This window comes from Pelagicoccus mobilis, from assembly GCF_016595505.1.
GTDB classification, from domain to species: domain Bacteria; phylum Verrucomicrobiota; class Verrucomicrobiia; order Opitutales; family Opitutaceae; genus Pelagicoccus; species Pelagicoccus mobilis.
This window is the reverse complement of record NZ_JAENIL010000001.1, coordinates 211,502-236,309: the sequence shown is the minus strand read 5'-3', so window position 1 is coordinate 236,309 and position 24,808 is coordinate 211,502. Positions and strand designations below refer to the sequence as shown.

The following is a 24,808-nucleotide window of genomic DNA, read 5'->3' as shown; positions in this document are numbered from 1 at the left end:
TTTGTGCTAAAAGCCAAGTAGAGTTCTTTGGCTAAGGAACGTCGCTGACTCCACGCTAGCTCTCTTCTTTTTTGAGTGTTGGTTTTCCGTTTAGGTAGCCGAGCGAAGTTAGGAACTTGTCGGTCTCGAGCAGTGTTTCGTAGTATTTTGCTTCGTTGAAGAATCCGTGCCTATGCCCTTCGAAGAGGAGGAGCTCGCAGCGATTTTGATTCGCTTCCATTTGTTTTTTGAAGGACTCAGCGGAAGAGACTTTCACGAGGTGGTCGTTGGTCCCCAGGAAAACGATGGTCGGCGGTGTTTGTTCTCCGATGTTGTGAAGGGGGGAGAAGTCTCGCCAGTAGTCTTTTACGCGATCGAAGCCGTAGCCTTCGGAGCTGTTGTCGAAGACCGGATTGAAAAGGGCGAGCGCGTCGGGGCGACAGCTGATCGTTGTGTCTTCGCCTTCCTCGTTGAATCCGGCAAGGGTGGCGGTGGCGGCTGCGACATGGCCTCCTGCGGAACCTCCTCCGGCAGCGATCCGATCGGGGGCGATTCCTAGCTCGGCGGCGTGGGCGCGTACCCAGCGGATTGCGGACTTGCCGTCCTTGACGCAAGCCTGAGGGGTGGTGCCATGTCTCGTCGCGGTGCGGTAGTCGGCGCAGATGGCGACTAGGCCGCGGGAAGCGAGGTACTCGCTTTGCCGGTAGAAGTGACTTGGATCGCCGCTTTTCCAGCCCCCTCCGAAGAAGAAAACGATGGCAGGGGTGGAGTCTGTTGGGCGATGTCCCGGGGGATTGAAGATATGGAGAGTCAGTTTGCCCTCGGCGGTTTCCTTGTATTCGACGATGCTGTCGGGCTGGGTTTTTGAAAACAAAGGTGAGGTAGCAATTAGGAGGAGTAAAAGGGCGAGGGGTTTCATACTACCCTTTTCAAACACTAGGCTTGCGATCAGGTCGATGCCGTAGTGGGCGGGGAGTCGATATTTACTGGCTCGCCGAGAAATTTGGACTGGCGTCCGAGTACCCAGACATCGAGGACGGTTTTTACGCGGGCGAGTTCTTCGCGGAGTTCGGTTTTCAGGGAGTTGTGGCGGTCGACGCTGCGCGCGTTGAGTCCGTAGACTTCCAGACCGTGGCTACGTCCGATGAAGATGGCCCGGTGGTTGTGGAAGTCTTGTGAGACGACGATAAAACGCTTTTGTCCGAACACGTCTTTGGCGCGGAGGATTGAATCGAGTGTGCTGAATCCCGCGTAGTCGCAGCGGATCGCGTTTTCAGGGACGCCTGCTTTGACGAGAGCTGCTTTCATGTCGCCCGGTTCATTGTAGTCGGAGCGGCTATTGTCTCCGCTAACGATGAGGTAGTTGACTTTTCCTTGGTGGTAGAGGTCGGCGGCTTTCTCGATCCGGTATTTGAAAAACAGGTTTTGGCGGCCGTCGCTCAGGAATTGGGAGCAACCTAGTACAAGCGCGGCATGGCAGCTTGGAACCTGTGCTGGCGATTCGAATACGTATTCACTTGATTTGGAGAAAACGGCTGCCCGGGCGGAGAGGATGGCTAGGAGGGCGGCTGATAGAATCGAGGCGAGGCCGAAGATGGATTTTCGAGAGGCTTTCATTTGTTGGGCAATAGGCCTTCTGGGGGAACGCTGATTAGCGTCAGGGTTCCCTGTTTTTTTAGGAGGTGTGTTCGTTTGTTTTAACGCTTTAAGTCGTTTGCTTGGTTGATCCCTCGACTGACTTGGGCATAGCCTTTGAACGTTGAAAAAGGGAGCCTTTTCCCTTTCACGAAAACCCCAGAAAATCCGCCCCATGACGCAGCCTCTCTCTCGTAGAAATTTCCTCAAAAACTCGGCGGTGGCCGCTACCAGCGCCTTCGTGTTGCCGCGCTTCTCGATTGGTAGCTCCGCAAATGCAGGCCATAAGCTGAACGTAGCGTGTATTGGCATCGGCGGGATGGGGCACTACGCGGTGAGCGCGGCGGCCCGGGATGAGAACCTGGTCGCTCTATGCGATGTTGATTGGAGAGGTAAGGGAGAGCGTTGGGACGAGGGGAACCCAATCGATATCGCCAACGAGCACCCGGATGCCAAACGCTTTAGCGATTTCAGGGAAATGCTCGATGACATGGGGGACAAGATCGACGTGGTGATGGTTTCGACCCCTGACCATACTCACTTCGCGGCGACGATGGCGGCGATGGAGAAGGGGAAGCATGTATTCGTGCAAAAGCCCCTTGCTCATAACATTTGGCAGGTTCGCACTCTTCAGAAGGCGATGCATGAGTATGGGGTTACCACTGTAATGGGAAACCAAGGACACACCTTCGAGGGAATGCGATTGATCGTTGAATGGTATCAGGCCGGCATCTTGGGAGATGTGGAGGAAGTGCATTGCTGGACGGATCGTCCGCGGCTTCCGTGGTTTAAGGAACAGGAAACGCTATCGCCGAAGGGGCAGCCGGTGCCTGATAAATTGGATTGGGATTTGTGGCAGGGACCGGTGAAGAACAGAGGCTACAGTTCGGAGTACGTTCCGGTCTTGTGGCGTGGTTGGTGGGACTATGGGGTTGGCTCGCTGGGTGATATTGGCTGCCATTGCTTGGATGCTCCGTTCTGGGCTTTGGAGTTGGGGATGCCGAGCAAGGTCGATGTCGAACTCGACGAGAAGCCCAATGGAATCTACACGCCGATGAGCGCTCACGTCATTTACCACTTCCCGGCGCGAGGGGACAAGCCCCCTGTGAAGTTGCATTGGTACGAGGGGGATCAGGTGCCGAAGGAAATTGCGGGGGTGAGGGACTTGCCTGCTAATGGCATGTTGATGATTGGCTCGGAGGAGACGATTCTGTCTGACGATATGCGTCCGCGTAGTCCGACTCTTTGGCCTCGGGAACGCATGAGCAAGTACAAGGACGTGCTTAAGAAACGTCCGCTTCCGCGCGTGAAGGGAGGCCCTGCTGAGGAGTTGTTCACTGCCTTGCATGGTGGAGCGGAGCCAGGGTCGAACTTTGACTATGCAGCGCCATTGACGGAGGTTGTGCTGCTGGGAGGTTTGGCGATTCGCACCGGCAAGAATATCGAGTGGGACGCGGAAAAGATGCGAATCACGAACAACCGTAAGTTGAACAAGCTGGTCAAGGAGCCAGCCCGCAAGGGGTGGCGATACGGCGAAGGTCTTTGGACGTAGCTCGTTAGTTTTGTCCGCTTTAGGAAGCGGGGCGAATTTCCGTGCCTTCCTCTTCTCGGTATTGAGTAGGGGTGCGGTTGAATTCCTTTTTGAAGGCTCGGCTGAAACTGCTGGCATCGTAGTAGCCCACTTGTATCAGGATTTCTCCGACGGTTAGGTCGGTAGCTCTTAGAAGCTGGGCGGCGCGTTTGAGGCGGATGGAGCGCATGAAGTCTACCGCGGAAAGCCCGGTGATGGCTTTGAGCTTTCGGTAGAGGGTGATGCGGCTCATCGCCAAGTCCTTGGCGAAGGCTTCCACGTCGTAGCTTTCCGTCTGCAGGTTTGACTCCAGAATCTTGATGGCTCGCTCGATGAGCTGTTTGTCGGAGGAGACGATGGCGACCTCTTGAGGTTCGACCAAAACTTGGCTGGCGAAGCGTTCCCGCAGTTGTTGACGAGAATGGAAGAGGTTGTTGATTCTGGCGATGAGCAGGTCGGCTCGGATCGGCTTGGAAAAATACTCGTCGGCCCCGATCTCGATTCCCTCAAGATAGTGCTCGTCGGCAGTACGAGCGGTAAGGATGATGATCGGCAGGTGGCAGATATCCTTGTTTGCCCGGATCGCTCGGCAGAATTCGATGCCGTCCATTTCTGGCATCATGACATCGGTAATGATAAGGTCAGGCGTGGAGGACTTGATTTGCTGCAAGCCTTCGATCCCGTTCGAAGCGCTAAGCGTTTCGAAGTGTTCGCCGATCTCGTGCTCGAGGAATTTGAGGACGTCGGGATTGTCCTCGACAATGAGTATCTTGGGTTTGGATACGCGGGGAGGAAGGGCTTCGGCTTGTTGGATTTCCTGTCGTTCTGACGCCGCCTTTTCTTCGGCTGGATCTGGCAGGCTGCCTTTGAAGAGGTTGAGGGGAAGGTGAATGGAGATTGACGTGCCTCGTTCGGGGCCTTCCGTTTTACTTTCGATTGTCGTTTCACCTCCCCATACCTCGACGAGTCCTGCTACGAGGGCGAGTCCGATTCCTGAGCTCTCTTGCTCGCTCAATTCCGAATCGGCCCGATAGAAGGGGTCTGTGACTTTGGGGAGTTTGTCCTTTGCGATTCCGATGCCGTTGTCCGATACTTTGAAGTCGAGGGCTGCCTTGCCGTTGCTGTCGGTATCTATCTTTATGGATACATCGATTGTTCCCTTGTCGGGAGTGTATTTGATGGCGTTGGAAACGATGTTGTCTATGATGCTGAGCAGTTTGTCGGGGTCGAAACCGCATCGATAGGCTGCTAGCTCGGAGTGAATAGTGAGTGTCTGCTTCTTGTTTTCCCAAAGGGGAGAGAGGGAGAAGATCGCGTCTTTGATGAAGCCGATGACTTCGCCTTGGACGGGGCGGTACTTGAGCTTGCCAAGCTCTACCTTGCGAAATTCCAGGAGCTTGTTCACGAGATCGAGCATCTTGTGAGTATTGCGCAGGACCATGTCGAAGGTCGCCTTCTGGTCTTTGGAGCGCGCTTTGGCGGCGAGGCTTTCGAGGGGGCCAAGGATTACGGAAAGCGGAGTGCGGAGCTCGTGGGAGAGGTTGGTGAAGAAATCGAGTTTGAACTCCTCGAGGGCGATGAGGTGTCTCATGCGCATGCGAATCACGATGGCGATCAAGGTGATGATGGCGGCGCAGCTGAGAAAGGCGCTGATGATGAACCAAGCTTGCTTCCAGAGGGGGGCGATAATCTGGAAGCTGAGGGAAGCGGGAGTCGGATCGACATTCAGGTCGCGATCACGGGCTTTGACTTCGAAGGTGTAGCTTCCGGATGGTAGGTCTAGGATGGATACTTGGGTGTCCTGCTGGAAGGGGCTCCATTCTTGGTCTGAGATCCGGTAGGAGTATTCTAGCTTATGGGAAGGGGTGTCGTTCCATTGGTCTAGGCCGTGCCATGAGAAGAGGGCGTCGGCGGGCTCGTTGAGTTGGGTTTCGCTAGGATCGAGAAGGGTGTGAGGTGGGAGCTGATCCTGTCGGTAGCGTATCGTGCGGAAGGGGAGGCCTTGATCCGGTACGGGGCGTTCCCGATTCATCGCCCAAAGGCGCGGGGCTTGGTTGATCCAGAGTTCGCCGTTGTTCGATTCGAAAAGGGTGCCACCCTCGCGATGGAATTCGAAGCCGTCGGCAAAGGCATCGCGCGTCCAGCTCGTCCCGTCGAAACGGCTCAGGTTGTTGCGGGTGGCGAGCCATAGGGTGTCGTCTCGCTTGCTGGGCAGGGCGAATACGGTCTGGTTGCTGGCGATCCCGTCGGCGCTGCGGTAGAGTTTCCAGTCGTTTCCGTCGTAGCAGTAGAGTCCGTCTCCCCATTTTGCGACCCAGACTCGGTTGTGCCGATCAATTGAGAGATGGTCGATCCAGGTGGCGCTCAGTTCCGCTACGGGCTCCGCTCCGAGGCCGGTGGAAGGTTGGATGCGGGCGAGGTTGAATGAGCCTAGCCAAAGCCCGTGGCCTGGTTGCTCGACGAGGGTGGCGACGCGTTCTGGATAGAGAGGGGGGGCAAGGTGGCTGGCGAGGTATTCTCCTTCGGTCTTGCGGTAGACGACGATTCCACCGACGGAGCCGTCTGGCATGGGTCGTTCCGAACCGTTGCCGAAGATGATGTTTCCGTCTTGGGTTTTAAGGACACCAAGGTGTGAGAAGGTGTAGCCGATTGACGGGAAGCTGTCGGTGGTCCAGCTTCCCGATTCGAGCCGGGAGACTGCGGCGATTCCTTGATGTCTTCCTGAAACCCACACGGTGCCATCGTCGCTGATCGTGATCCGGTTCGGGGCGTCGATGAGGCCGTCTCCGGTGTCGAATCGGGTCCATTGCTGCTTATCGCTTTCGTGGAGGATGACCTTGTTGTCTTGCGAAAGGTACCATTCGTTGCCGTTCGCGTCTTCGCACTGGATGTTTAGTCCGTGGAAGGTCTCCCAGCGGTTGTTGGTGGAGTCGATGAGGTAGGATTGCTCGACGTTCCCTCCGAGCAGGAGTTTGCCATCCGAGAGCTGGATGAGGTAGGGATTGTTGCTTGGAACCGAGTAGCTGCCGGTGTCCAAGTTTTGCCATTGGCCATCTTGATAGAGGAGCAACTCCGGAGGGCGGAGCAGGAGCTTCGTCTCTTCGTCGATGCTGACGAAGGATAGGTTGGAGCGCCTGTCGAGTGGGGGAGGCGCTGGGTGGATGGTGCGATTGAAATCGAGATCGAAGCGTTGGGCGAAGTGCTTGGCCCAGATGGTTAGCACCCAGATGCTGCCGTCTCGATCTTCGTAGAGTGCGGAGGTGGTGTCCATTTTCCATGGATTGATGGAAATGACCTTGCCGGGAGATGCTAAGCTGAGGGTTTCGTCCAGTTTGGCGGGGTGGATGAGGAGGTTGCTGTCCTCCATTTCGCGGAGCCAGATCCGATCTCGTCGATCGACCACGATGGATTCGTGAATGAGAGGGAGGTTCCTTACGACGCTGATGCCCTGGGGGCCGTAGTGGTGAAGCTGGTTGTTGACCACGAGCCAGATCGAACCGTCTTGCGACTCTGCGATCATGGGGCTTTTGGTCTGTCCGGTATCGATGTCCATCAGCCAGGCCCACTCTCTGTTGGGCTTCAGGACTGCGATTCGCTTGGTGGTCATCAGGTAGACGGAGCCGTCTGATGCGCAGAAAACGTTCTTTGCGTACAGGGCGCCGCCGCTGTCGAAATCGAAGGGGTATGAGCGGTAGTTGACACCATCGAAGGAGGTCAATCCGGCGGCCTGCCCAAACCAAACTGTGCCGTTTGTGTCATATGCGGCGCAGTAGGCTTCGTGGTTCTCGAGCTCTTCCAGCACGGTCCAGCGCCAAGGCTCATTTAGGTCAATGTGCGTGTCCGGAGTGAATTTTTCCGCCGCAATGCACAATTTGACGGATAGGGGAGCCAAGAGAGCTACGAGGAGTAACTGTCTGATTATAAGGGGCAAAAGGTAGTTAAGCGGGGTTAGGTGGTGTGCTATTCCCTCTAGTAAGGGGCGGAGAGTCGAGATTATATTCTCACATAAGCAAAGCTGCGAGGGAGTGTGCACGGCGCAGCATAGATAAAGTAAAATTTCGCACAATGCACACATCTACTAGGCACAAACATTGCACCTTATGGTATAACGCGCGCAATTTGTGTTTTGCTACAATGAGCGCACTTGTTTCGGAGATGACCTGTGCCGGTCGTTACAAATTTCCGAACCCTACGAACCCCATTAATCAAACTATGATTAGTATTAGAACTACCTCCAAGGTACTTAATACGTACCTTGTCCCTGCCATGTTGGTGGGTACCCCGCTCCTTTCTGTCCAGGGGCAGGAGGAAGACGAAGAAGATATCTTCGAGCTTTCTCCCTTTACTGTAGAAGGCCAAGACAACGAAGGCTATCGCGCGAGCACTACCCTTGCTGGCTCGCGTCTTCGTACGAAGCTGACAGATCTTGGTGCGTCCATCGCGGTCGTTACCAAGGACTTCATGACGGACACTGGCGCGACCGACGGCGAATCCTTGCTTGCTTACGTGGGCAATATGGAAGTCGGCGGCACGCAAGGTAACTTCTCGAATGCGAACATCGACAACGGAAGTACCAACGAAGCACGTAACAATCCACAGAGCGCTCAGCGTGTTCGTGGTCTGGTGAGCGCGTCTACCACGCGTGACTACTTCCAGACGATCATCCCGTTCGACGGGTACAACACGAGCCGTGTTACTGTTAATAGAGGGCCAAATTCGGTTCTCTTCGGTCTCGGTTCCCCAGGGGGCGTTATCAACAACTCCCTGAATCGTGCGAGTCTCGACGCTGATTCGAGCGAAATCAGCCTTCGTTTCGACCATCGTGGCGGCAACCGTATGACAGCGGATTTCAATCGTACGCTGATCGAGGATCGTCTTGCGGTTCGCGTTTCTGCATTGAACGAGAACGTCAAGTACAAGCAGGACCCTGCCCACGAGGACGATAAGCGTATCTACCTCGCCTGGAACTCTGTGCTGTTCCCGAACGAGAGATCCGAGTTTCTAGGCCGCACCGTTTTCCGCGGTAACGTCGAGTACGGTGAGATCTTCCGTAATCCGCCGGATGTGATTCCGCCTTTCGATGGTTTCTCTGGCTGGTGGAACGGTATCGGCGACCAAGAGGCGCTGAACCAGATTCTCCGCACGCCAGGTGTGGATTTGACCAATGTAGGCAATGGCGCGATCACTGCGGACCAAGTGCGTGCGGCGGTGAATGCAGGTCTCGCCACGGTTCCTGACGGCATGACGCTCGACGAGTATGCCGCAATTGAAGGTCGTTTGATCCCGCAAGTTGGGTTCGACCGTTTCCAGAAGACCGGTTTCCAGAACAACACTTCATACAATCCGTACTGGTTGTACTCTGCTATTAACTACAACAGCAGCGCGGCCGGAACCGAGCCAGGCTGGGATGATCCGGAATTGGCAGGGATCCAAGGCATCATGGGTCGCTGGCGTATCGGTGGCACCGGCGCAGGTGGCGGAACGCGCGACACCCGCTGGACGCGTACCCCGACTGCGGGCGCTGGTTTCCGCGAGCCGTCCCTCATGAATCGCGAGGTGTTCGACTACCATAACTACCTCTTCCAAGGTACCACCAATTCGGTGACTACGGAGTTCCGTCTCTTCCAAGCTGTTCTCGAGCAGGAAATGCTCGATGGAAGGCTCGGTCTTGAGATCGCTTTCGATAGTCAACGTCGCGAGCAGAATCGCTTCAACGCGTTCTCCTCTGGTGATAGCAAGCGCATCTCGATCGACGCAGATATCTGGCACGCTCCAGGTGACACCGACCTCGATGGTTTTGGTGATACGCTGATGAACGAGAACTTTGGACGTCCAGTTGTTCGCTGGAATGATAATCTCGTGACTGACGAGCTTCGCCAGCAGGACACGATCCGTGCGACTGCGTTCGGTATTCTCGATTTCAGTGACTTCATCGAAAACGAGCGTCTCGGCGGCATTCTCGGTAAGCACACGCTCACCGGTCTCTACGAAGAGCGTACCAACGATTTCGAAACACGCGGCACCCGCGGCGTTTGGTGGGCAGACAGTGGCAAGTTCCCAGGTCTCCCTGAAATCTCAATCGGTCACACCAACAACGACTTCCGTCGTATCGTGAAGCAGCAGGTTTACCTCGGCCCAACGGGCGCGAGCCTATCCAGCCCTGATCAGCTTCGTCTCGACGGTCCGATCTACACGCAGTTTCCGCAGATCGGCGAAGTGTTTGGCCAGTGGTACTGGGACAACAAGCTCAAGACAGCCGTCAAGAACGACTGGCGTATCGTAGAGGCGCTCGCCAATGCGAACAAGAGCCGAAACGTTCTCACTTCCGAAGCGTTCAACTTGCAGAGTAGCTTCTTCGACGGTCACCTGATTGGTAACTGGGCTCGTCGTACAGACGAACAGGAAGCGTGGCAGCGTATCCAGAAAACGGGTAACTTTGGCGTGCCAATGGGGCATCCTGAGTGGGATCCTTCTATTCCTGCGCATGCGGCTAATCCGTATCCAGAACGTATCGACTTGGATGGCATCAATGAAGTTGACGGTAACTTCAATGAAGAGCTGCTTTTCCTCGAAGACTCTCCAGCAAGTGTGGACGAAGATTCGACTACCACTTGGGGCTTCGTGGGCCACTACCCAGAGAAGTGGCTGGGCGAGCTCCCATGGGGAATGAACCTCTCGGCTCACTACTACGAGGCGGAGAGCTTCCAGCCTGCTGGTATCTCGAACAACGTTCTTAACCAGCCGCTCGCGAGCCCGTTTGGTAGCACTCGTGAAAAGGGCGTCACCGTTAGCTTCCTCGATGATCGTCTGACGCTTCGTTACAACCAGTTCGTAACGAAGAACGCGAACGCTCGCACGAACCTCGGCGGACAGGTTGGTCAAGTTGTTGGCCGTATGGGCTTCTATCTCGATCGTATCATTCTTGCGGAGAACGGTGACCACCCGCTTTTCCCTACCGATCCTGAGGAATTGACCTGGACGACGACTTCGACTCCAAGCAACCGTCAGCGTTTGACGGGTACGGATGCCGACTTGATCGGCGTAAACAGCTTCGACGAGTACTACGATCTGCTCCTCCAAATCCTCCCAGACTACGTGCAGGACATCTATGACTACCGTATCGTTAAGACGGATGACGGACTCGGAAACACGATCGTTCGCCAGGAAAGTAATCCTGTTCTCGGTCTGAGCTCTACCAACGACTTCGTTGCAGAGGGGCGTGAAATCGAGATCATCGGTCAAGTAACCGATAATCTCTCCATCTCGTTCAATGCTGCGGAGCAGGAGACTGTGACTTCCAACACTGGACCTGTCGCCTTCCCGCTCGCTCTCGAGATCGCTCAGCGTATCGAAGATCTTGGTCTTTGGGATGTCCGCGACTCTCCGGTACAGGGCGAGTCCGGAGCGATCGGCGCAAGCCGCTATGCTGGTGTGCTCCGTACGCTTCGCATTGAAAAGGCGAAGGACGACACTGCGTCGCCGGAGCAACGCCAATGGCGTTTCAACCTCACTGGTCGCTACCGTTTCTCTGACGGTCGCTTCAAGGGGCTCAACGTTGGTGGCTCTCTGCGCTACCAAGACGAGGTCGCTATCGGTTATCCGAACATGATCGACGAGTTCGGCAACGTCGTACCAAACATCGGCAACCCAATCATGGGGCCGGACGATCTTGCCGGCGATGCCTTCCTACGCTACAAGCTGCCAATCGCTGGTGGCGACGTAGATTGGATCATCCAGTTCAACGCTCGTAATCTCTATCGGAAGAATGGAAACGACGACATACCTGTCGCAGCGAACCCGGACGGAACGATCTCTCGTATCCGTATCCCGAATTCGCGTCAGTTCTTCCTGACCAACACATTCCAGTTCTAGTTAGCTAATCTAGCTAGGTTTGATTGGGCTCCCGTCTCTCGTAGGCGGGAGCCTTTTTTTGGGGGGAGGGGCAAAAACGATGGTGAGCATTAGCCGAAAGGGTAGCGTCCGTTGTCCTCAACGGACACAGTACCGCAAATAACCGCTCATGCCCGCTGGGGACAGCGGGCTCTACCATTATCAAGCGGGACTCTTTTTGAGGGGGCGTTACGTGGCTTCTTCCTATGCGTTTGGTGGCGAACCTGATTTTTCATTCGCTCCTGAAACCGGGTGTTCGCTTGCTTGCCTTCTTTGTTGGGGTGTTCTTGTTTGATCGGCGATGATTCGATTGTGGCCAGTTTTGCGTTTGTCCAGTGCTGTTCTGTTTTGTGCAGGGCTTGCCTCGGGGCAAACTGAAGGGGAGCGGTTGGCTCGGGTCCATTGCGCATCCTGTCATCAGTTTCCCGAGCCCGACCTGCTAACCAAGCGAAGCTGGCAATATGCCCTGACGTATATGGGCTTCTTTCTGGGGGTTGACGATCGGACAGCCTTGTCCGGGGAGTCGGAGCGAACGAGAGGCAGTATCGATTTGCGTAAGGGATTTGTGGAGACGGCTGGATTGTATCCGCCGCAACCGGTACTGGAGAAGAAAGAGTGGTCGGCGATTAGGGACTATTTTATCGAGAACGCCCCAGCTGAAGCTATACCGCAGGAAACAAAAACTCCTTCGGTTGGGGATGCTGCTGGATTTGTGCCTCTGAGTACCAAGTATGGTCCGCCTTATGCCATAACCTCGCTCGTCCACATTGATGAACGGAGTCGGAGCGTTTTGCTCTTCGATGCTCGATTGGGAAGGCTCACTGTTCTTGATCAAGAGCTAGAGGTGTTGGAGTCGCATCTGTCTCCCGGTGTGACTCTTGTCGAGGCGAAAGCCTTTCTGGATGATCGACTTCATTTGCTATCTATCGGCGATCTTTTTGCGGCGGAGATAGGAGCGAAGTACGGAGAGGTTCAGCTTGCGAAAACGGACAATGGCAAGTTGAGCGGTCTGGAGGTTTTGCTCGAGGGGCTGCATCGCCCTTCGGATATGTTGCTAGCTGACTTTGACGGAGATGGTTTTGAGGAGGTTGTCGTGTCTAATTTCGGTGAATACACGGGGAATCTTGCTTTGTACCCTGGAAAGCGGGGCGGTGGGTTTGCGAGCGAAGCTGTTGTGCTAAACTCGCAGCCAGGAGCGGTGAAGAGCGAGGCCTTTGATTTCGATGGAGATGGACGCTTGGACATTCTCGTTGTTCAGGGACATGCTCGAGAGAACGTGAGTTTGTACCTGAATCGCGGTGGCTTAGAATTTGAACAAAGAGTCCTGCTCGAAAAGCATCCAGGCTTCGGATACGTGGATATCGAACTGGGTGACTTCAATGGGGATGGAAAGATGGACTTTCTTGCCGTCAATGGTGACAACGCCGATTCGGATCCCTTTAATACTTTAAAGCGGGACCATGGAATTCGTATCTATTTGGGAGATGGAAGCGGGAATTTCGAGGAATCCTATTTCTATCCGATGTACGGAGCGTTCGGTGCGGCAGTGGAGGATTTTGACGGGGATGGTGATCTCGATATCGCGGCCATAGCATATCACTCTGATTTCAGAGCCGAGCGACCTGAGAACTTCATTTATCTGGAGCAGTCGGAAGAAGGAGGATTCAGGTCACGTCGGTTGGAGGCTGCCGATAAAGGGCGTTGGCTTACCATAAATTCCGGAGATTTGGATGGCGACGGAGATGCTGAAATCATCTTGGGAGCTGCCTACTTGCCTGTGGGAATTCCGCCCGAGCAGATGGATGCGTACGCGGAATTGTCCCGCCGAGGTCCAGCGATTTTGGTTTTGGATAACCAGTGGTAGCGGTGGAGGGTGGCAATGACGGAGCATTGCCCCTCTGTTAAGTGGCGAGGATACCGAATTCAGAGAATGTGAAGTAGAGAGTCAGTAGTAGGCCGACCAATACGACGGTCGCTGCGCTGAGGTACTTCCAGTTGAAGAGCTCGACTGCGCCTGAATCGGGTTGGCGGTAGGGCGTTTCTCTTGGTTTCCAATAGCGGATAGCGAGCATCACGAGCATAGTCAGGACGAAGTTTAGTCCAACCGAGTGCAGCCAGTGCCATTTGAAGAATCCGTAGTCGTTCTCCAGGTAGAAGTGAGCGAAGGAGAAGAAGGCCATGCCGAAGGGAAGGCCGACGTACCCGGAGAGGGCGGGACCTCGCTTGGACAAGATTCCGAAAAGGATTACTGTCATGATCGGGACGTTGATGACGGCCATAACCATTCGCATTAAGGTATAGAGTCCGTCTGCAAGACTGATTGCCGGCGCCATGAGGATACACACGACAATGAGGATAGAGCCGAAGATCTTGCCGGCGCGGACCGTTTCTTCATCGGTGGCGTCTTTTCGGATCATGCCTTTGTAGATATCGAGACTGAAGAGCGTCGACATACTGTTTACTCCGCTGTTGAAGGAGCTGAGAACCGCTCCAAACATGGCGGCTCCGAAAAAGCCGGTCAGGTAGGCTGGCAGGACTTCTTTCACGAGAAGCGGGTAGGCCATGTCGTGATTCAGCAGAACGGACCCGTCTTCGTTCACGGTTTTAACGGGGACTTCGATGATTCCCTTTTGGTGCATGTGCCAGGCGACGATCCCTGGTAGTACGAGCATGGATACACCAATAATCTTTAGCACCGCGGCACCAACGAGTCCCTTTTGGCCTTCAGCTAGATTTTTGGCGGCAAGGGCACGCTGGATGATTCCTTGGTTTGTACACCAGTAAAACATCTGAATCAGCAGCATCCCGGTTAAGAGAGTAGTCCACGGAATCCCCATTTCAGGATTTGTTCCTCCCGCTTGCATACGCTCGGGGGATTCTGTGATCAGGGTGGACCATCCTTCTCCGATATTGCCATCGCCTAGACGAATGAGGGCGAGAATCGGGATGAGTAGTCCGCCGATGACCAGTCCGATTCCGTTGATACTGTCCGAGACTGCTACCGCCTTCAAACCACCAAAGACGGCGTAGCATCCGCCGATCAAGCCGAGCGAGGTTATCATTATCCAGAGTGCCGACATTTCGGATACTCCAAGAACTGTGGAGACGTCGAATAATTTTCCCAACGTGAGTGCACCTGCGTAGAGGACTACGGGTAGGAACCCGATCACGAGGGCGTAGAGGAAGATGAATGAGGATATTCTCCGCATCCCTGTGCTGAATCGCTCTTCAAGGAACTGAGGGACGGTGGTGATTCCGCTCTTCAGGTAGCGCGGAAGGAAATACCACGCCATGACGAGTAGGCCGAGGACGGATACTGTTTCCCAAGCCATGACGCTTGCTCCGTAGGAAAACGCGTTGCCATTGAGCCCGGTAAGTTGCTCGGCGGAAATGTTGGTCAAGAACAGAGAGCCAGCGACTACGTACCAAGACAGGCTTCGGCCCGCTAGGAAATATCCGGTTGAATGACTGAGGTCTTCATCTCGGGACTTGAAATAGGAGATTACGCCCACCATGGCGGTGAACAGGACGAAGGTGAGGAGGGGGATTATGCTCATTTGGGGTGAAAAACAGGAAAACGGATGCCCCAAATCAGGGGCATCCGCTGAGTCTGTATCTTAATTGCTACTACAATATGAAATCAGATTAGAAAGAGAAGGTGTTTGTTAGGAATATTTCCTCTGGGTTTGGATTGCGAACGATCGCAACGCTGCCGTCGGGATTAGTGATGACTGGGATGTAGTCCTTGTCTCCGATGAGATTGCGGATGTTTAGCTGAACCTTCCAATCTATGTCGTTTCCGATCTTCTTGTTGTAGCTCAGCCAAAAGTCGCCGTTCAGCTCGTCGTCGCCCATGAATGGCTTGTCGAGTTGAGGAATGACCACGCCATCATCGTCGACCACGATCTCGTAACCGGTGGCGACCTTGTCTTGCCAGCGCAGCGCGCCACCGACTCCGAAGCCGGAGAAACGACCGTCGCCGAAGGTGTAGTTGGTCATCATGTTGACGCGATACTTGCGCTGCTCCTGCGAGACTTGACCATCACGTCCAACCAAAGCGTTCATGGTATTGAACTGTTGGCGACCCCAGCGTCCGAGGAAGGTCTCAGCTTCGTTTTGAACCGGCGAATCGATGAGGTGCTCGAAGGTTGAACCCTTGATGTTGTCGAACACTGTTTTCACGAAGACTTGAGAGACAGGCGCGGTGTTTGAAGTAACAGTCTCTTGCTTGCCGACGTTGAGGGCGACAGTCCAGTTTTCGGTTAAGCTTCCAACTACATCGAGTTCAATACCTTCGGACACGAACGACTGCGTTACCGACTGGCCTGGATTTGCTTCCCACTCCGGATCGCCAGCAGCGTTGAATCCGAGCCAACGGCTACGCTGTGTTTCTGGGAGCAGGTTTAGCAAGCTATCGTAGAGGGCGTCCCAAGTTGGGAACTCAGTCATTAGACTATCGATATCCAGAATCTCAGGACGGAAGTTGACCGAGCGTTGCAGCGAAGTGCGTAAGGCTTCTTCTGGAGTAAGGCCGCTTGCGATCAGTCCGAGTTCGTCATCCTTATAGCGAGACATGCCTCCGCTTACCCAAGACGGGAAGCCGAATCCAGGATCTGCGACTGTCGCTAGATCGTTGTTTGTTTCGTAGAAGTTGAGGCGAATGGAGAGTTTTCCTCCCAAGGTTTCCAACGTTCCGCCGTACTCGGTCGTTGTACCGGAAGGGGAACCTAGGATGTTACCGTTAAAGTCACGTCGGATTCCCGTTGCGGAGAAGTTTTCCGACTCGTTGTAGTGAACGCTGAGACGAGAGTCACCCGGAAGCTTGAGCCAGTTTTCTGGAATGTGGCCGACGAGACTCCAGGTAACGGTGTCTCCCTTTTCCACGTCGCCGCTGTCAGCAAGAATGAGCGCTCCTTCGTCGAATTCGCCGTTATCGAAGCGGTAACCTGCAACGCCTGTGAGAGCCTCATAGTCGTCGATTGTGATTTGCGGAGTGCTGGTTTGCTCGTCGGAGCGGAAGCCGATCAGGCCTACGAGATTGCCTCCGAAGAAACGGCTCTGCATGCTGACTACTTCGGAATCGATTTCTTGACGTGAACGACCACCGCTTCTGAGGAAGCGTTCTACTTGAAACTCGTCGGTGAGCAAACGGTCAGTATCGGTGCCGAAGATCGGATTCCATTCGTTGTAGTGAACTTTCACTACATCGCCCGGTTGTGGAGTCTGACCGCGGAAGTAGTCAGTGATGTTGAGATCCACCGGAGAGTTCGCTCCAAAGAGTTGGTCTGTCAAGTAAACCTGAGTGTAGATTTGCCTGCGGAACTGATGAACCTTCGCGTTCATTGCGGAGGCAATATCTGTGTCGCCGATGTCGACGAACGCGTGAGTGTATCCGCGATTGGTACGGTCAATGGTTTGCGTTCCGTAGAACCCGGTGAGGGTGTGTTCGCCTAGCCAGCTAACCGGGCTTTCGGTGAAGTCTAGCTTGTAAAACGCGGTCACGTTTATTGCGTCACGCTCGGTCAAGCGGTTTTGCGTCTGGTTTCCACCCTGGTTCTGGATGAATGCTCTGCCAACATTTGGGTTGGGCTGGCCGTTAGATAGCGTTTCGCTGATGTCGATGCGTAGGTCGGTGTGCTGGCTATCGGAGAAAGCCAGACGGCTTGTGTTCTCGTAGGACTGATTGTCGAAGGCGATCTCGATACCCGCTTTGTTATTAAAGAAGGTTTGCTCCAAGGCTACGTTGTAGGCTTCGAAGTCTTGAGCTCGGTAAGAGGCGTTGCCCGAGAGGAGAAGGCGTGTGTTGTCGTACACGTTGCGATCCTGGATAACTGGATACGCAAAGCCAGGTGCCAGGACAGCGACACGGTTCTTTCCGAGGAAATTCTCTGTGGCGAAGAGTTCGGAGTTTCCTTGGCCGTCGGGAACGTTCTGGGCTGCCCCGACTCCCCAACGTACACGCGCTTGAACTCCGGCGATTGACGGATCAGCGAGCCCGACTGATGGTGTCGCGGAAGACGCGTCGGTGTAGATATACGGAATGTTGATGAAGTAGGGAATTTCGTTTGGACCGACGGAAGAGTAGAGCGCTCCGGAGTTCAGATTGCCGAGTCGATTGTCGACCGTGTACTTTGGAGTAAAGTTTCCGAGGTAGCCCGGAGGTGTGATTCCTCTTCCTTCCCAGTTGGCGATCTCAGCGATCTGAGAAACGTTGGTAGGCTCAGCGAACCAATCGCTGACTGCATCGCCCATTGGAATGATATTGGGTGGAGTGCCGTCTATTTCGCCTTTTTCGTAGTTAGCGCGGAGGTTCGTAGTATCGAGAAAGTCGGAGTTCTCGTTTTTGAAAAGGGTTGCATTGATCGCTGCGAAAAGACGTTGGTCCTCTTCGAACGCGGGACGTTGCTGGTATTCAATTTTTTCATTCAAACCGGCTACGCGCAATCCGAGGCGACCATCGATCAACACTTTGTTGTAATCGAAACTCTCGCGGTGAGATCCTCGTTCTCCAAAGCGAACGCTGAGGGATCCGAAGTCTCTGCTGGTGGACGCGCTTTTGACTGCGTTGTCGATGACTCCTCCGGGGGTTCCCACTCCAAATAGAAGTGAGTTGGGGCCGCGATTGATCGTAACGCTTGTTGTGTTGTAGCTGTCGAACGGGATGTCAGTGAGGAAAAATCCGCGTGTCAGTTGAGCTTCGGCAAGACCGCGGACACGCTGTGCCCCTTGAGCGTTTTCGCGAGCGTTCGCAGTATTGACGCGGCCATCGTTGGCTGGAGTGGTATTGGCGAAGTTTCCGTGTACGCCGGAAACCTCTGTATTCAGTGCGTAAGACAAAACCGTTTCTGCATCGGTTGCACCAGTGTCTTCAAAGACCTCCTTGGTTAATACCGAGATCGCAGAGCCTACGTCTCTCAAATCGGTTTTTAGGCGTGATCCGGCAAGGGTTGTTGTTGCACGGTATCCTTCGTTCTCAGTGGCACCCACTGTGAAAGGAGAGAGCTCGTAAACGGTATCTCCTTCGTCATCTTGTCCCAAGAGATAGGGACTTGTCGCGATGGCGATACCCGCCGCGACAAACGCAGTTCTTTTATTCATGTCAGTATTTGGTAGTTTGTGTCGTACGCCCTCGAATTCTAAAAGTATCAGAAAATAAGATACGTTTAGAGAGGTGATCTCAGTTGAGAGCTCGGGCTTCGGGGGCGTAAGGTTGGAGACTTTTAGGCACTGTCTCGGATTAGGTTTGGGGAAGGGTAAACTTCTTGGGTTTTGATGAACCGCTTGGTTCGTCGATTTATCCGTCCTCGTCTGCGAAAGCGAGTGAGTCAATTCGCAACAAACAAACCATTCTATATTAATAAAATAAGACAGCCTGATAGTACGAAGTTTGAAGTGAGAGTGAGGGGAAACGTTTAGTTCTGCCGGTTAAGCCGTCTTTGAATTTTCTTATTTAAGTAAAATAGAGTGTTAGTTTGAGCTAGGCTTGACCTGATTGGCGAGGGGGCGTCCATTTTGTTTAACTCCTCAAAAGAAACTCAAACGCCCGAATTTCTATGGCTAAGAAACGCCCTAACATTCTTTTCATCATGAGCGATGATCACTGCGCGAACGCGATCAGCGCTTATCGAAGCTCTCGCCTTAACGATGTATTCAAAACTCCGAACATTGACAGGATCGCGAATGAGGGAGTGAGATTAGATCGATGTTTTTGCGCGAATGCGATTTGTACGCCCAGTCGCGCGACCATTCTCACTGGCCAACATTCTCACGTTAACAAAGTGAAGACCTTGGAAGATCCGCTTCCCACGAGTTCCGAAACGTTTCCCCGTGTGTTGCAAGCTGATGGATACCAAACGGGACTTTTCGGAAAGTGGCATTTGCATTCCGAGCCCCAAGGATTTGACGACTACTCGATACTCCCGGGGCAAGGTCTTTATCACGACCCGTACTTTATTGAGAAGGGGGAAACGTGGCCGCACATTGAGAACTACGCGGATCTAAAGTCCGAAGGTGAGATTCACTACCCGCAGGGGACGCGACATAAGGGCCACGTGACTGATCTGATAACGGACCGTTGTCTCGATTGGCTTGAAAAGCGAGATCGTGAAAAGCCGTTTATGCTCCTGTGTCACCACAAGGCTCCGCATGATTCGTTTGAATACGATGCTCGCTATGAGCACATCTTCGATGGCGTAGAAATTCCAGAGCCGGAGAATCTATGGGAGGACAAAAGCAAAAGAGCTGAATGTACTCAAAATTACGGTACAAGTGTCAGTGAGCGAAATACGCGTCGCAATGCGGTAAAGACTCAATCAGATCCCGACTACCCAACAGGACCGCTCGATATAGAAGGATTGAATGCTGAAGAACGTACGAAGGCGGCCTATCAGAAATACCTGAAGGACTACCTTCGCACAGTTAAGGGGATAGACGATAATGTGGGACGTCTTCTAGACTACCTTGATTCCGAGGGGCTAGCGGAAGACACTATTGTTATCTACACGTCTGATCAGGGTATGTTCTTGGGAGAACACGACTTCATCGACAAGCGTTGGATCTACGAGGAGGCCTTGCAGATGCCGGTGCTGGCTCGTTATCCGAGAGAGATTGAAGCTGGGACGATTTGTAACGACCTAACCTCGAATTTGGATTTTGCACAAACCTTCCTCGATTTCGCGGAAGCACCGAGACTGGAAGGCGCTCAAGGGGCTAGTATTCGCGGGAACCTTACGAAAAAGACTCCTACCCTGGACAATGAGGCTTTATACTACCGCTACTGGATGCACATGCATGCCCACGACAACCCTGCTCATTACGGAATCCGGACGGATCGCTACAAGCTCGTCTTCTTCTACGGATTGCCGCTAGATGCGATCGGAGCCCTGCCGATCGAGACGCCAGCGGGGTGGGAACTCTACGATCTCGAGAAGGATCCGAATGAGAATGAGAACGTGTACGACGACCCTTCGTACAGGGAGGTTCAAGAGTCGCTGACCGCTCAGCTCATGGAGTTGAAGCGTAGATATGGCGACGAGGACGATGACTACCCCGAGTTGATGGAACTCTTGAAAACGGAAGATAATTGCTCAGTCTAAGCGAGGCATGGGCGAGGAATCGAAGTTGGTTGACGTAGCGAAGGCGGCGAATGTGTCGCTGACTACGGCTTCCTTCGTCATTAACGGCCGAGGAAACGTCTCGGAAGTGATTCGCAAACGCGTCCTCGCTGCGGTGGCCGAGCTGAACTACAAGCGTCGCCGCAAGCCGAAAGCCTCGGATCGACCTGAGACTTATGCTCTGGTGGTCGATATGTCGCCAAAGTGGGGATACACTTGGATCTTTTATGAGCCTATCATGAAGGGCTTGAGCGATGGGTTTAGTGGAGGGAACTATACGCCCATCATCGTGCCCTACGATCCGGAGACTTCGGCGAAGCAGCTGCTGGAGCGTCTGCGGCAAATGGATTGCCGTATGGTTTTTGTGATCGAGTGCGAAAACAGCGAGGTCATCCAGTTTCTGGAGGACAACAACATCAAGGTGATCGTGCTGAACGACTCGATTCACCAGAACCGTTTTCACACGATTTGTCAGGACGACGTCCAAGGGGCTTACGAGGCGACTAAGTACCTGATCGATCACGGGCACCGGAAAATCTGGATCGTGGATTGGAACCGGGCCCATGCCCCGCATGTGACCACGGATCGATTTCTAGGGTACGGCAAAGCCCTCGATGAAGCGTCGATTCCGTTCAAGAAATCGTGGCACCAATCGCTCTCCTCAGTATCGCCGAAAGAGCTGGGACGAATCGTTTCCAAGATCGTTTCGGCGAAGGATGACAGACCGACAGCCCTATACGTCCATGGCGACTATATGGCCAACAAGCTGCTGATGTATCTGATGCGAGAGGGCATCCAGGTGCCGGAGGATTTGTCGGTGATCGCCCACGGTGATTTGCTTATTTACCAGGAGGAGGATCCTTTCGCGATCACCACCATGAAGCTCGATACGCACTCGATGGGGCGCTTGGCGGCAGAGGCGATGATCAATCGGATTCGCAGCAAAAGTGACGACCATGCTCAGTCGCTGAAGTTGCGTTCGACTATCGTTGAGCGTGGTTCGGTTGTGCGGATCTAAACCTAGGGTAAGCACTAGTCGGGGCTTGGTTCGAAAGTATCAATTGCTGTGCTCGGCGGTTCTTGGTCTGTGCCTAGCTGATCACTCTTAGAGGGAGATATGGGGGCTCTGGGGCGTTCTGGGGCGATATTTCGTCCAAATTGACCGTCATTTCGTCTCAAAATGGGCTTTGGGTCTCGGATCAGGTTTTGATGAGAGATCAATGTTTTTGGAGTATGTAGCATATGGGGAAGTAACCTTGTGTTAGACCACCCCTAGAAGAGATACTTACAATCGTCATTCTAAGCGATTCAGCTGGTCCGTCGTGGACTTAGCTTCATCCCGTAAACCCCTACCTTTTGGTATATCATCTATGAATCGAACGATTCGAACATCTCTTTCTGTAATCGTGTCGGCGTGTGTTTTAGCAGCGTCGTCGGTGGCTTCGTCGCGTCTCAATGATTGGGAGAACGAACAGGTCATCGGACGTGCTAAATTGCCGGCCCGAGCCACCTCGTATTCGTACAATTCTGTCGAGGATGCTCGAAGCTACGATCGCTCGAAGGCGGCGATGCTCTCCCTCGATGGGGAGTGGAAGTTCCATTTCGCGGAGCGAATCGACGATAAGGCGGAAAACTTCTGGCAGGCGGATGCGGATGTATCCGCTTGGGACGATATCTCGGTTCCATCCAACTGGGAGATGAAGGGCTACGGAATCCCGATCTACACGAACTCGGTCTATCCTTTCCCAGTCAAGCTGCCGAAGATCGACACCGACAATCCGGTGGGCACTTACGTGCGGGAGTTCGACCTTCCTAAGAAGTGGGATGGAAAACGCATCATTTTGCATTTTGGTGGCGTGTCTTCGGCCATGACCGTTTGGGTGAACGGCGAAGAGGTCGGGTACAGCCAGGGAAGCCGATTGCCGGCGGAGTTTGACGTGACTGAGTATGTTAAGGCGGGCAAGAACCGCTTGGCAGTTCAGGTCATTCGCTGGAGCGACGGCAGCTATTTGGAAGACCAGGATCACTGGCGAATGAGCGGGATCCACCGTGAGGTGCTGGTGCTAGCCGAGCCGGAAATCTCGCTGTCCGATTTCCATGTGCGTACCGTTTTTGATCGGAGTCTCTTGGATGCGAAGCTGCAGATCCGCCCTGAAATCACCGTGCTCAACGATGCTAATTTCAAGGGCTGGAACCTGGAGGCCCAATTGTTCGCTCCAGATGGCGGATCTATTTTCGAGGAGCCTCTGTCAATTGACCTCAAGTCGATTGTCAAGGAGCAGTACCCCCAACGCGACAACGTGCCGTTTGCCCTCATGGAAGGTGAGGTCAAAATGCCGATGAAGTGGTCTGCAGAAAAGCCGCACCTCTATACTCTGGTCCTGAGCCTGAAGGACAAGAAGGGGAAGTTGGTAGAAGCTCGCAGTGAGCGGGTAGGGTTCCGCAAGGTCGAATTGGTCAAGGACGGGCCGCTCCTCATCAACGGGGAAGAGGTGAAGCTCGTTGGAGTAAATCGCCACGATCATAGCGCCACAAACGGTAAGGCCGTCACACGCGAGGAGATTTTGGAAGACGTGAAGCTGATCAAGCAGCTCAACTTCAACTCGGTACGCACTTCGCATTACCCGAACGATCCCTACTTTTACGAGCTTTGTGACGAGTATGGCCTCTATGTGATGGACGAGGCTAACGTCGAGTCACACGGAGTTAAAGGCCAGCTCGCAAACATGCCGGAGTGGACTTACTCGATTCTGGAGCGCGTGGTGAGAATGATCGAGCGAGACAAGAATCACCCGTCCATCATTTCCTGGTCGTTCGGAAACGAGTCCGGCACTGGTCCTGGTTTCGCGGCCGCTGCGGGTTGGACCAAGGATTTCGACCCGACACGTTTTATTCACTACGAGGGCGCGCAAGGCGATCCGAATCATCCGGCCTACGTTGCTCCTGCATTGAAGAAGAACATGGTTGAGAGCATCAATGGTCTCGAGGCGTTTGCGACCATGGCGAATCCGACTGACCCTGCATTCGTTGATGTTATTAGCCGCATGTATCCACGATTGGATGATTTCGAGGATCTCGCTCGTAGTCCGTACATTGATCGCCCGATTCTTACTTGCGAGTATGCTCACTCCATGGGGAACTCACTGGGTAACCTGAAAGAGTATTGGGATCTGATGTATTCCTACCCGAATTTGATCGGTGGATACATTTGGGACTGGATCGATCAAGGCGTGGAGAAAATCGGACCTGATGGAAAAATGTTCTACGCCTACGGCGGTGATTTTGGGGATAAGCCAAACTCCAGCAATTTCTGTATCAACGGTGTTGTCGCTTCAGATCGCAGTCTCAAGCCGCAGTCATGGGAATGTAAGTACGTTTTTCAGCCGATTATCTTCGACGAGGTGGATCTCTCCTCCGGGACTGTTTCGTTGCTGAGCCGATTCAATTTCACCAACCTCAATGAATACGAAGTACGTTGGGCTGTTTCCGAAAACGGTGATGTGATCGAAGAGGGCTCTCTCGGTTCTCTTGATCTCGCTCCGGATGGAGTGTTGCGAGTTGAGGTGCCGTACTCGAAAATCAAGCCGAAGGCGGGTATCGAGTATTTCCTGCGCATGAGCGTGCATTCGAAGGAGGATAGCCTCTGGGCTGATGCTGGGTTCGAGCTAGCGAAAGAGCAGTTCGCCTTGCCTGTCTCGAAGATTGCGAGCAACTCCGACCAAGGAAAGGGCAAGATCGCATTCGAGGAAAAGGGTGGGCGTATTCTCGTTTCCGGAAAGAATTTCGAACTCGGTGTAGACAAGTCGACCGGTTGGTTGGGCTCGTATAGGCTCGATGGCGAGAAGATCATAACCGAAGAGATGAAGCCAAACTTCTGGCGTCCGCTGAATGACAATGAAGTTTGGGGGTGGAAGCCTCATAAGCACAATGCGGTTTGGGATGGCCTCGCCGACAGAATGGAAACGGTGAGTGTCGATGTCTCAAAGCGCTCCTCGGGCTCTGTCGAGGTTGTATCCAAGAAGCGATACAAGGACGCTGTCGATTTGACTATCTCTTACACGGTTTCCGCTAACGGTTCTGTTCACGTGAATATGGACCTGGATGCCGATGAAACTTTGCCGAATCTCTTGCGTGTTGGAATGGCGATGGGAGTCGCGTCCGATTACGACAAGATGACTTTCTTTGGAAAGGGCCCGTGGGAAAATTACATCGACCGCGTTCAGTCTGCCGAAGTGGGTGTTTATTCCGGAAGCGTCGCAGACTTTATCGTCGAATACGTTCGTCCGCAGGAGAACGGTAACCGAACAGGTGTGCGTTGGCTCTGTTTGGAGGATTCCGAGGATGGTGAGGTGCGTATCGATGGGGATCAGCATCTAAGCGTCTCGGTTTGGCCGTGGTCTGCGGAAAATCTGCACGAAGCAAAGCACCCGTACGATTTGGTCTACCAGGGCTACAACACGGTAAATATCGATTTGGTCCAAGCTGGTGTTGGTGGAAACGATTCTTGGAGTCCGAAATCTCAAGCGATCGAGAAGTATCGGATCCCGTCCGGAAAGTACGAATACGGCTTTACGATGTCGTTTCAGTAGGGCTAAACGGTAGCGGCCGTTGTCCCAACGGC

Annotated in this window: 11 protein-coding genes; 6 read left to right on the top strand and 5 right to left on the bottom strand. The window is 53.8% G+C overall.

The window, feature by feature from the left end; all coding sequences use genetic code 11:
• Nucleotides 1-55 precede the first annotated feature (55 nt).
• Nucleotides 56-898: an alpha/beta hydrolase gene (locus tag JIN87_RS00685; protein ID WP_200353571.1), complete on the bottom strand. Its 843-nt coding sequence runs from the start codon at nt 896-898 to the stop codon at nt 56-58.
• Between the two features lie 29 nt (nt 899-927).
• Nucleotides 928-1,596 carry a SanA/YdcF family protein gene (locus JIN87_RS00680; RefSeq protein WP_200353570.1) on the bottom strand — a complete coding sequence of 223 codons (669 nt, stop codon included), beginning with the start codon at nt 1,594-1,596 and terminating at the stop codon, nt 928-930.
• A 193-nt stretch (nt 1,597-1,789) separates the two neighbouring features.
• On the opposite strand from JIN87_RS00680, the gene JIN87_RS00675 reads away from it, so the two are divergent.
• A complete protein-coding gene (locus JIN87_RS00675; protein WP_200353597.1) occupies nt 1,790-3,166 on the top strand; it encodes a Gfo/Idh/MocA family oxidoreductase in 1,377 nt (458 codons plus the stop codon).
• Nucleotides 3,167-3,185: 19 nt separating this feature from the next.
• On the opposite strand, the gene JIN87_RS00670 is transcribed toward JIN87_RS00675, so the two are convergent.
• Nucleotides 3,186-7,076 (bottom strand): hybrid sensor histidine kinase/response regulator transcription factor, encoded by a 3,891-nt coding sequence (locus tag JIN87_RS00670; protein ID WP_200353569.1) that lies wholly within the window; start codon nt 7,074-7,076, stop codon nt 3,186-3,188.
• A 320-nt stretch (nt 7,077-7,396) separates the two neighbouring features.
• Here JIN87_RS00670 and JIN87_RS00665 point away from each other — a divergent pair, with 320 nt between their 5' ends.
• The gene (locus JIN87_RS00665) at nt 7,397-11,056 is read left to right on the top strand and encodes a TonB-dependent receptor plug domain-containing protein (protein ID WP_200353568.1); all 3,660 of its coding nucleotides are present in this window, start codon (nt 7,397-7,399) and stop codon (nt 11,054-11,056) included.
• 493 nt (nt 11,057-11,549) lie between these two features.
• Nucleotides 11,550-12,938: an FG-GAP repeat domain-containing protein gene (locus tag JIN87_RS00660; protein ID WP_200353567.1), complete on the top strand. Its 1,389-nt coding sequence runs from the start codon at nt 11,550-11,552 to the stop codon at nt 12,936-12,938.
• Nucleotides 12,939-12,975: 37 nt separating this feature from the next.
• Here JIN87_RS00660 and JIN87_RS00655 read toward each other — a convergent pair whose 3' ends face one another.
• Together JIN87_RS00655 and JIN87_RS00650 are read right to left on the bottom strand one after the other, a co-directional pair.
• Entirely contained in the window at nt 12,976-14,631 is a 1,656-nt protein-coding gene (locus JIN87_RS00655) for a solute:sodium symporter family transporter (protein WP_200353566.1), read from the bottom strand.
• Between the two features lie 88 nt (nt 14,632-14,719).
• A complete protein-coding gene (locus JIN87_RS00650) occupies nt 14,720-18,172 on the bottom strand; it encodes a TonB-dependent receptor plug domain-containing protein (RefSeq protein ID WP_200353565.1) in 3,453 nt (1,150 codons plus the stop codon).
• Nucleotides 18,173-18,627: 455 nt separating this feature from the next.
• On the opposite strand from JIN87_RS00650, the gene JIN87_RS00645 reads away from it, so the two are divergent.
• The 3 genes from JIN87_RS00645 (at nt 18,628) to JIN87_RS00635 (ending at nt 24,776) form a co-directional block, all read left to right on the top strand.
• Nucleotides 18,628-20,169, top strand: a complete 1,542-nt coding sequence (locus tag JIN87_RS00645) for a sulfatase family protein (RefSeq protein WP_200353564.1) — start codon at nt 18,628-18,630, stop codon at nt 20,167-20,169.
• A 7-nt stretch (nt 20,170-20,176) separates the two neighbouring features.
• The gene (locus JIN87_RS00640; protein ID WP_200353563.1) at nt 20,177-21,205 is read left to right on the top strand and encodes a LacI family DNA-binding transcriptional regulator; all 1,029 of its coding nucleotides are present in this window, start codon (nt 20,177-20,179) and stop codon (nt 21,203-21,205) included.
• A 352-nt stretch (nt 21,206-21,557) separates the two neighbouring features.
• Entirely contained in the window at nt 21,558-24,776 is a 3,219-nt protein-coding gene (locus JIN87_RS00635; RefSeq protein ID WP_200353562.1) for a glycoside hydrolase family 2 TIM barrel-domain containing protein, read from the top strand.
• Nucleotides 24,777-24,808 lie beyond the last annotated feature (32 nt).

Excerpts from the sequence above, each read along its gene's own strand:
- JIN87_RS00685 (WP_200353571.1), bottom strand. The coding sequence starts at position 898 with ATGAAACCCCTCGCCCTTTTACTCCTCCTAATTGCTACCTCACCTTTG.
- JIN87_RS00680 (WP_200353570.1), bottom strand. The coding sequence starts at position 1,596 with ATGAAAGCCTCTCGAAAATCCATCTTCGGCCTCGCCTCGATTCTATCA.
- JIN87_RS00675 (WP_200353597.1), top strand. The coding sequence starts at position 1,790 with ATGACGCAGCCTCTCTCTCGTAGAAATTTCCTCAAAAACTCGGCGGTG.
- JIN87_RS00665 (WP_200353568.1), top strand. The coding sequence starts at position 7,397 with ATGATTAGTATTAGAACTACCTCCAAGGTACTTAATACGTACCTTGTC.
- JIN87_RS00660 (WP_200353567.1), top strand. The coding sequence starts at position 11,550 with ATGGGCTTCTTTCTGGGGGTTGACGATCGGACAGCCTTGTCCGGGGAG.
- JIN87_RS00655 (WP_200353566.1), bottom strand. The coding sequence starts at position 14,631 with ATGAGCATAATCCCCCTCCTCACCTTCGTCCTGTTCACCGCCATGGTG.
- JIN87_RS00650 (WP_200353565.1), bottom strand. The coding sequence starts at position 18,172 with ATGAATAAAAGAACTGCGTTTGTCGCGGCGGGTATCGCCATCGCGACA.
- JIN87_RS00645 (WP_200353564.1), top strand. The coding sequence starts at position 18,628 with ATGGCTAAGAAACGCCCTAACATTCTTTTCATCATGAGCGATGATCAC.
- JIN87_RS00640 (WP_200353563.1), top strand. The coding sequence starts at position 20,177 with ATGGGCGAGGAATCGAAGTTGGTTGACGTAGCGAAGGCGGCGAATGTG.
- JIN87_RS00635 (WP_200353562.1), top strand. The coding sequence starts at position 21,558 with ATGAATCGAACGATTCGAACATCTCTTTCTGTAATCGTGTCGGCGTGT.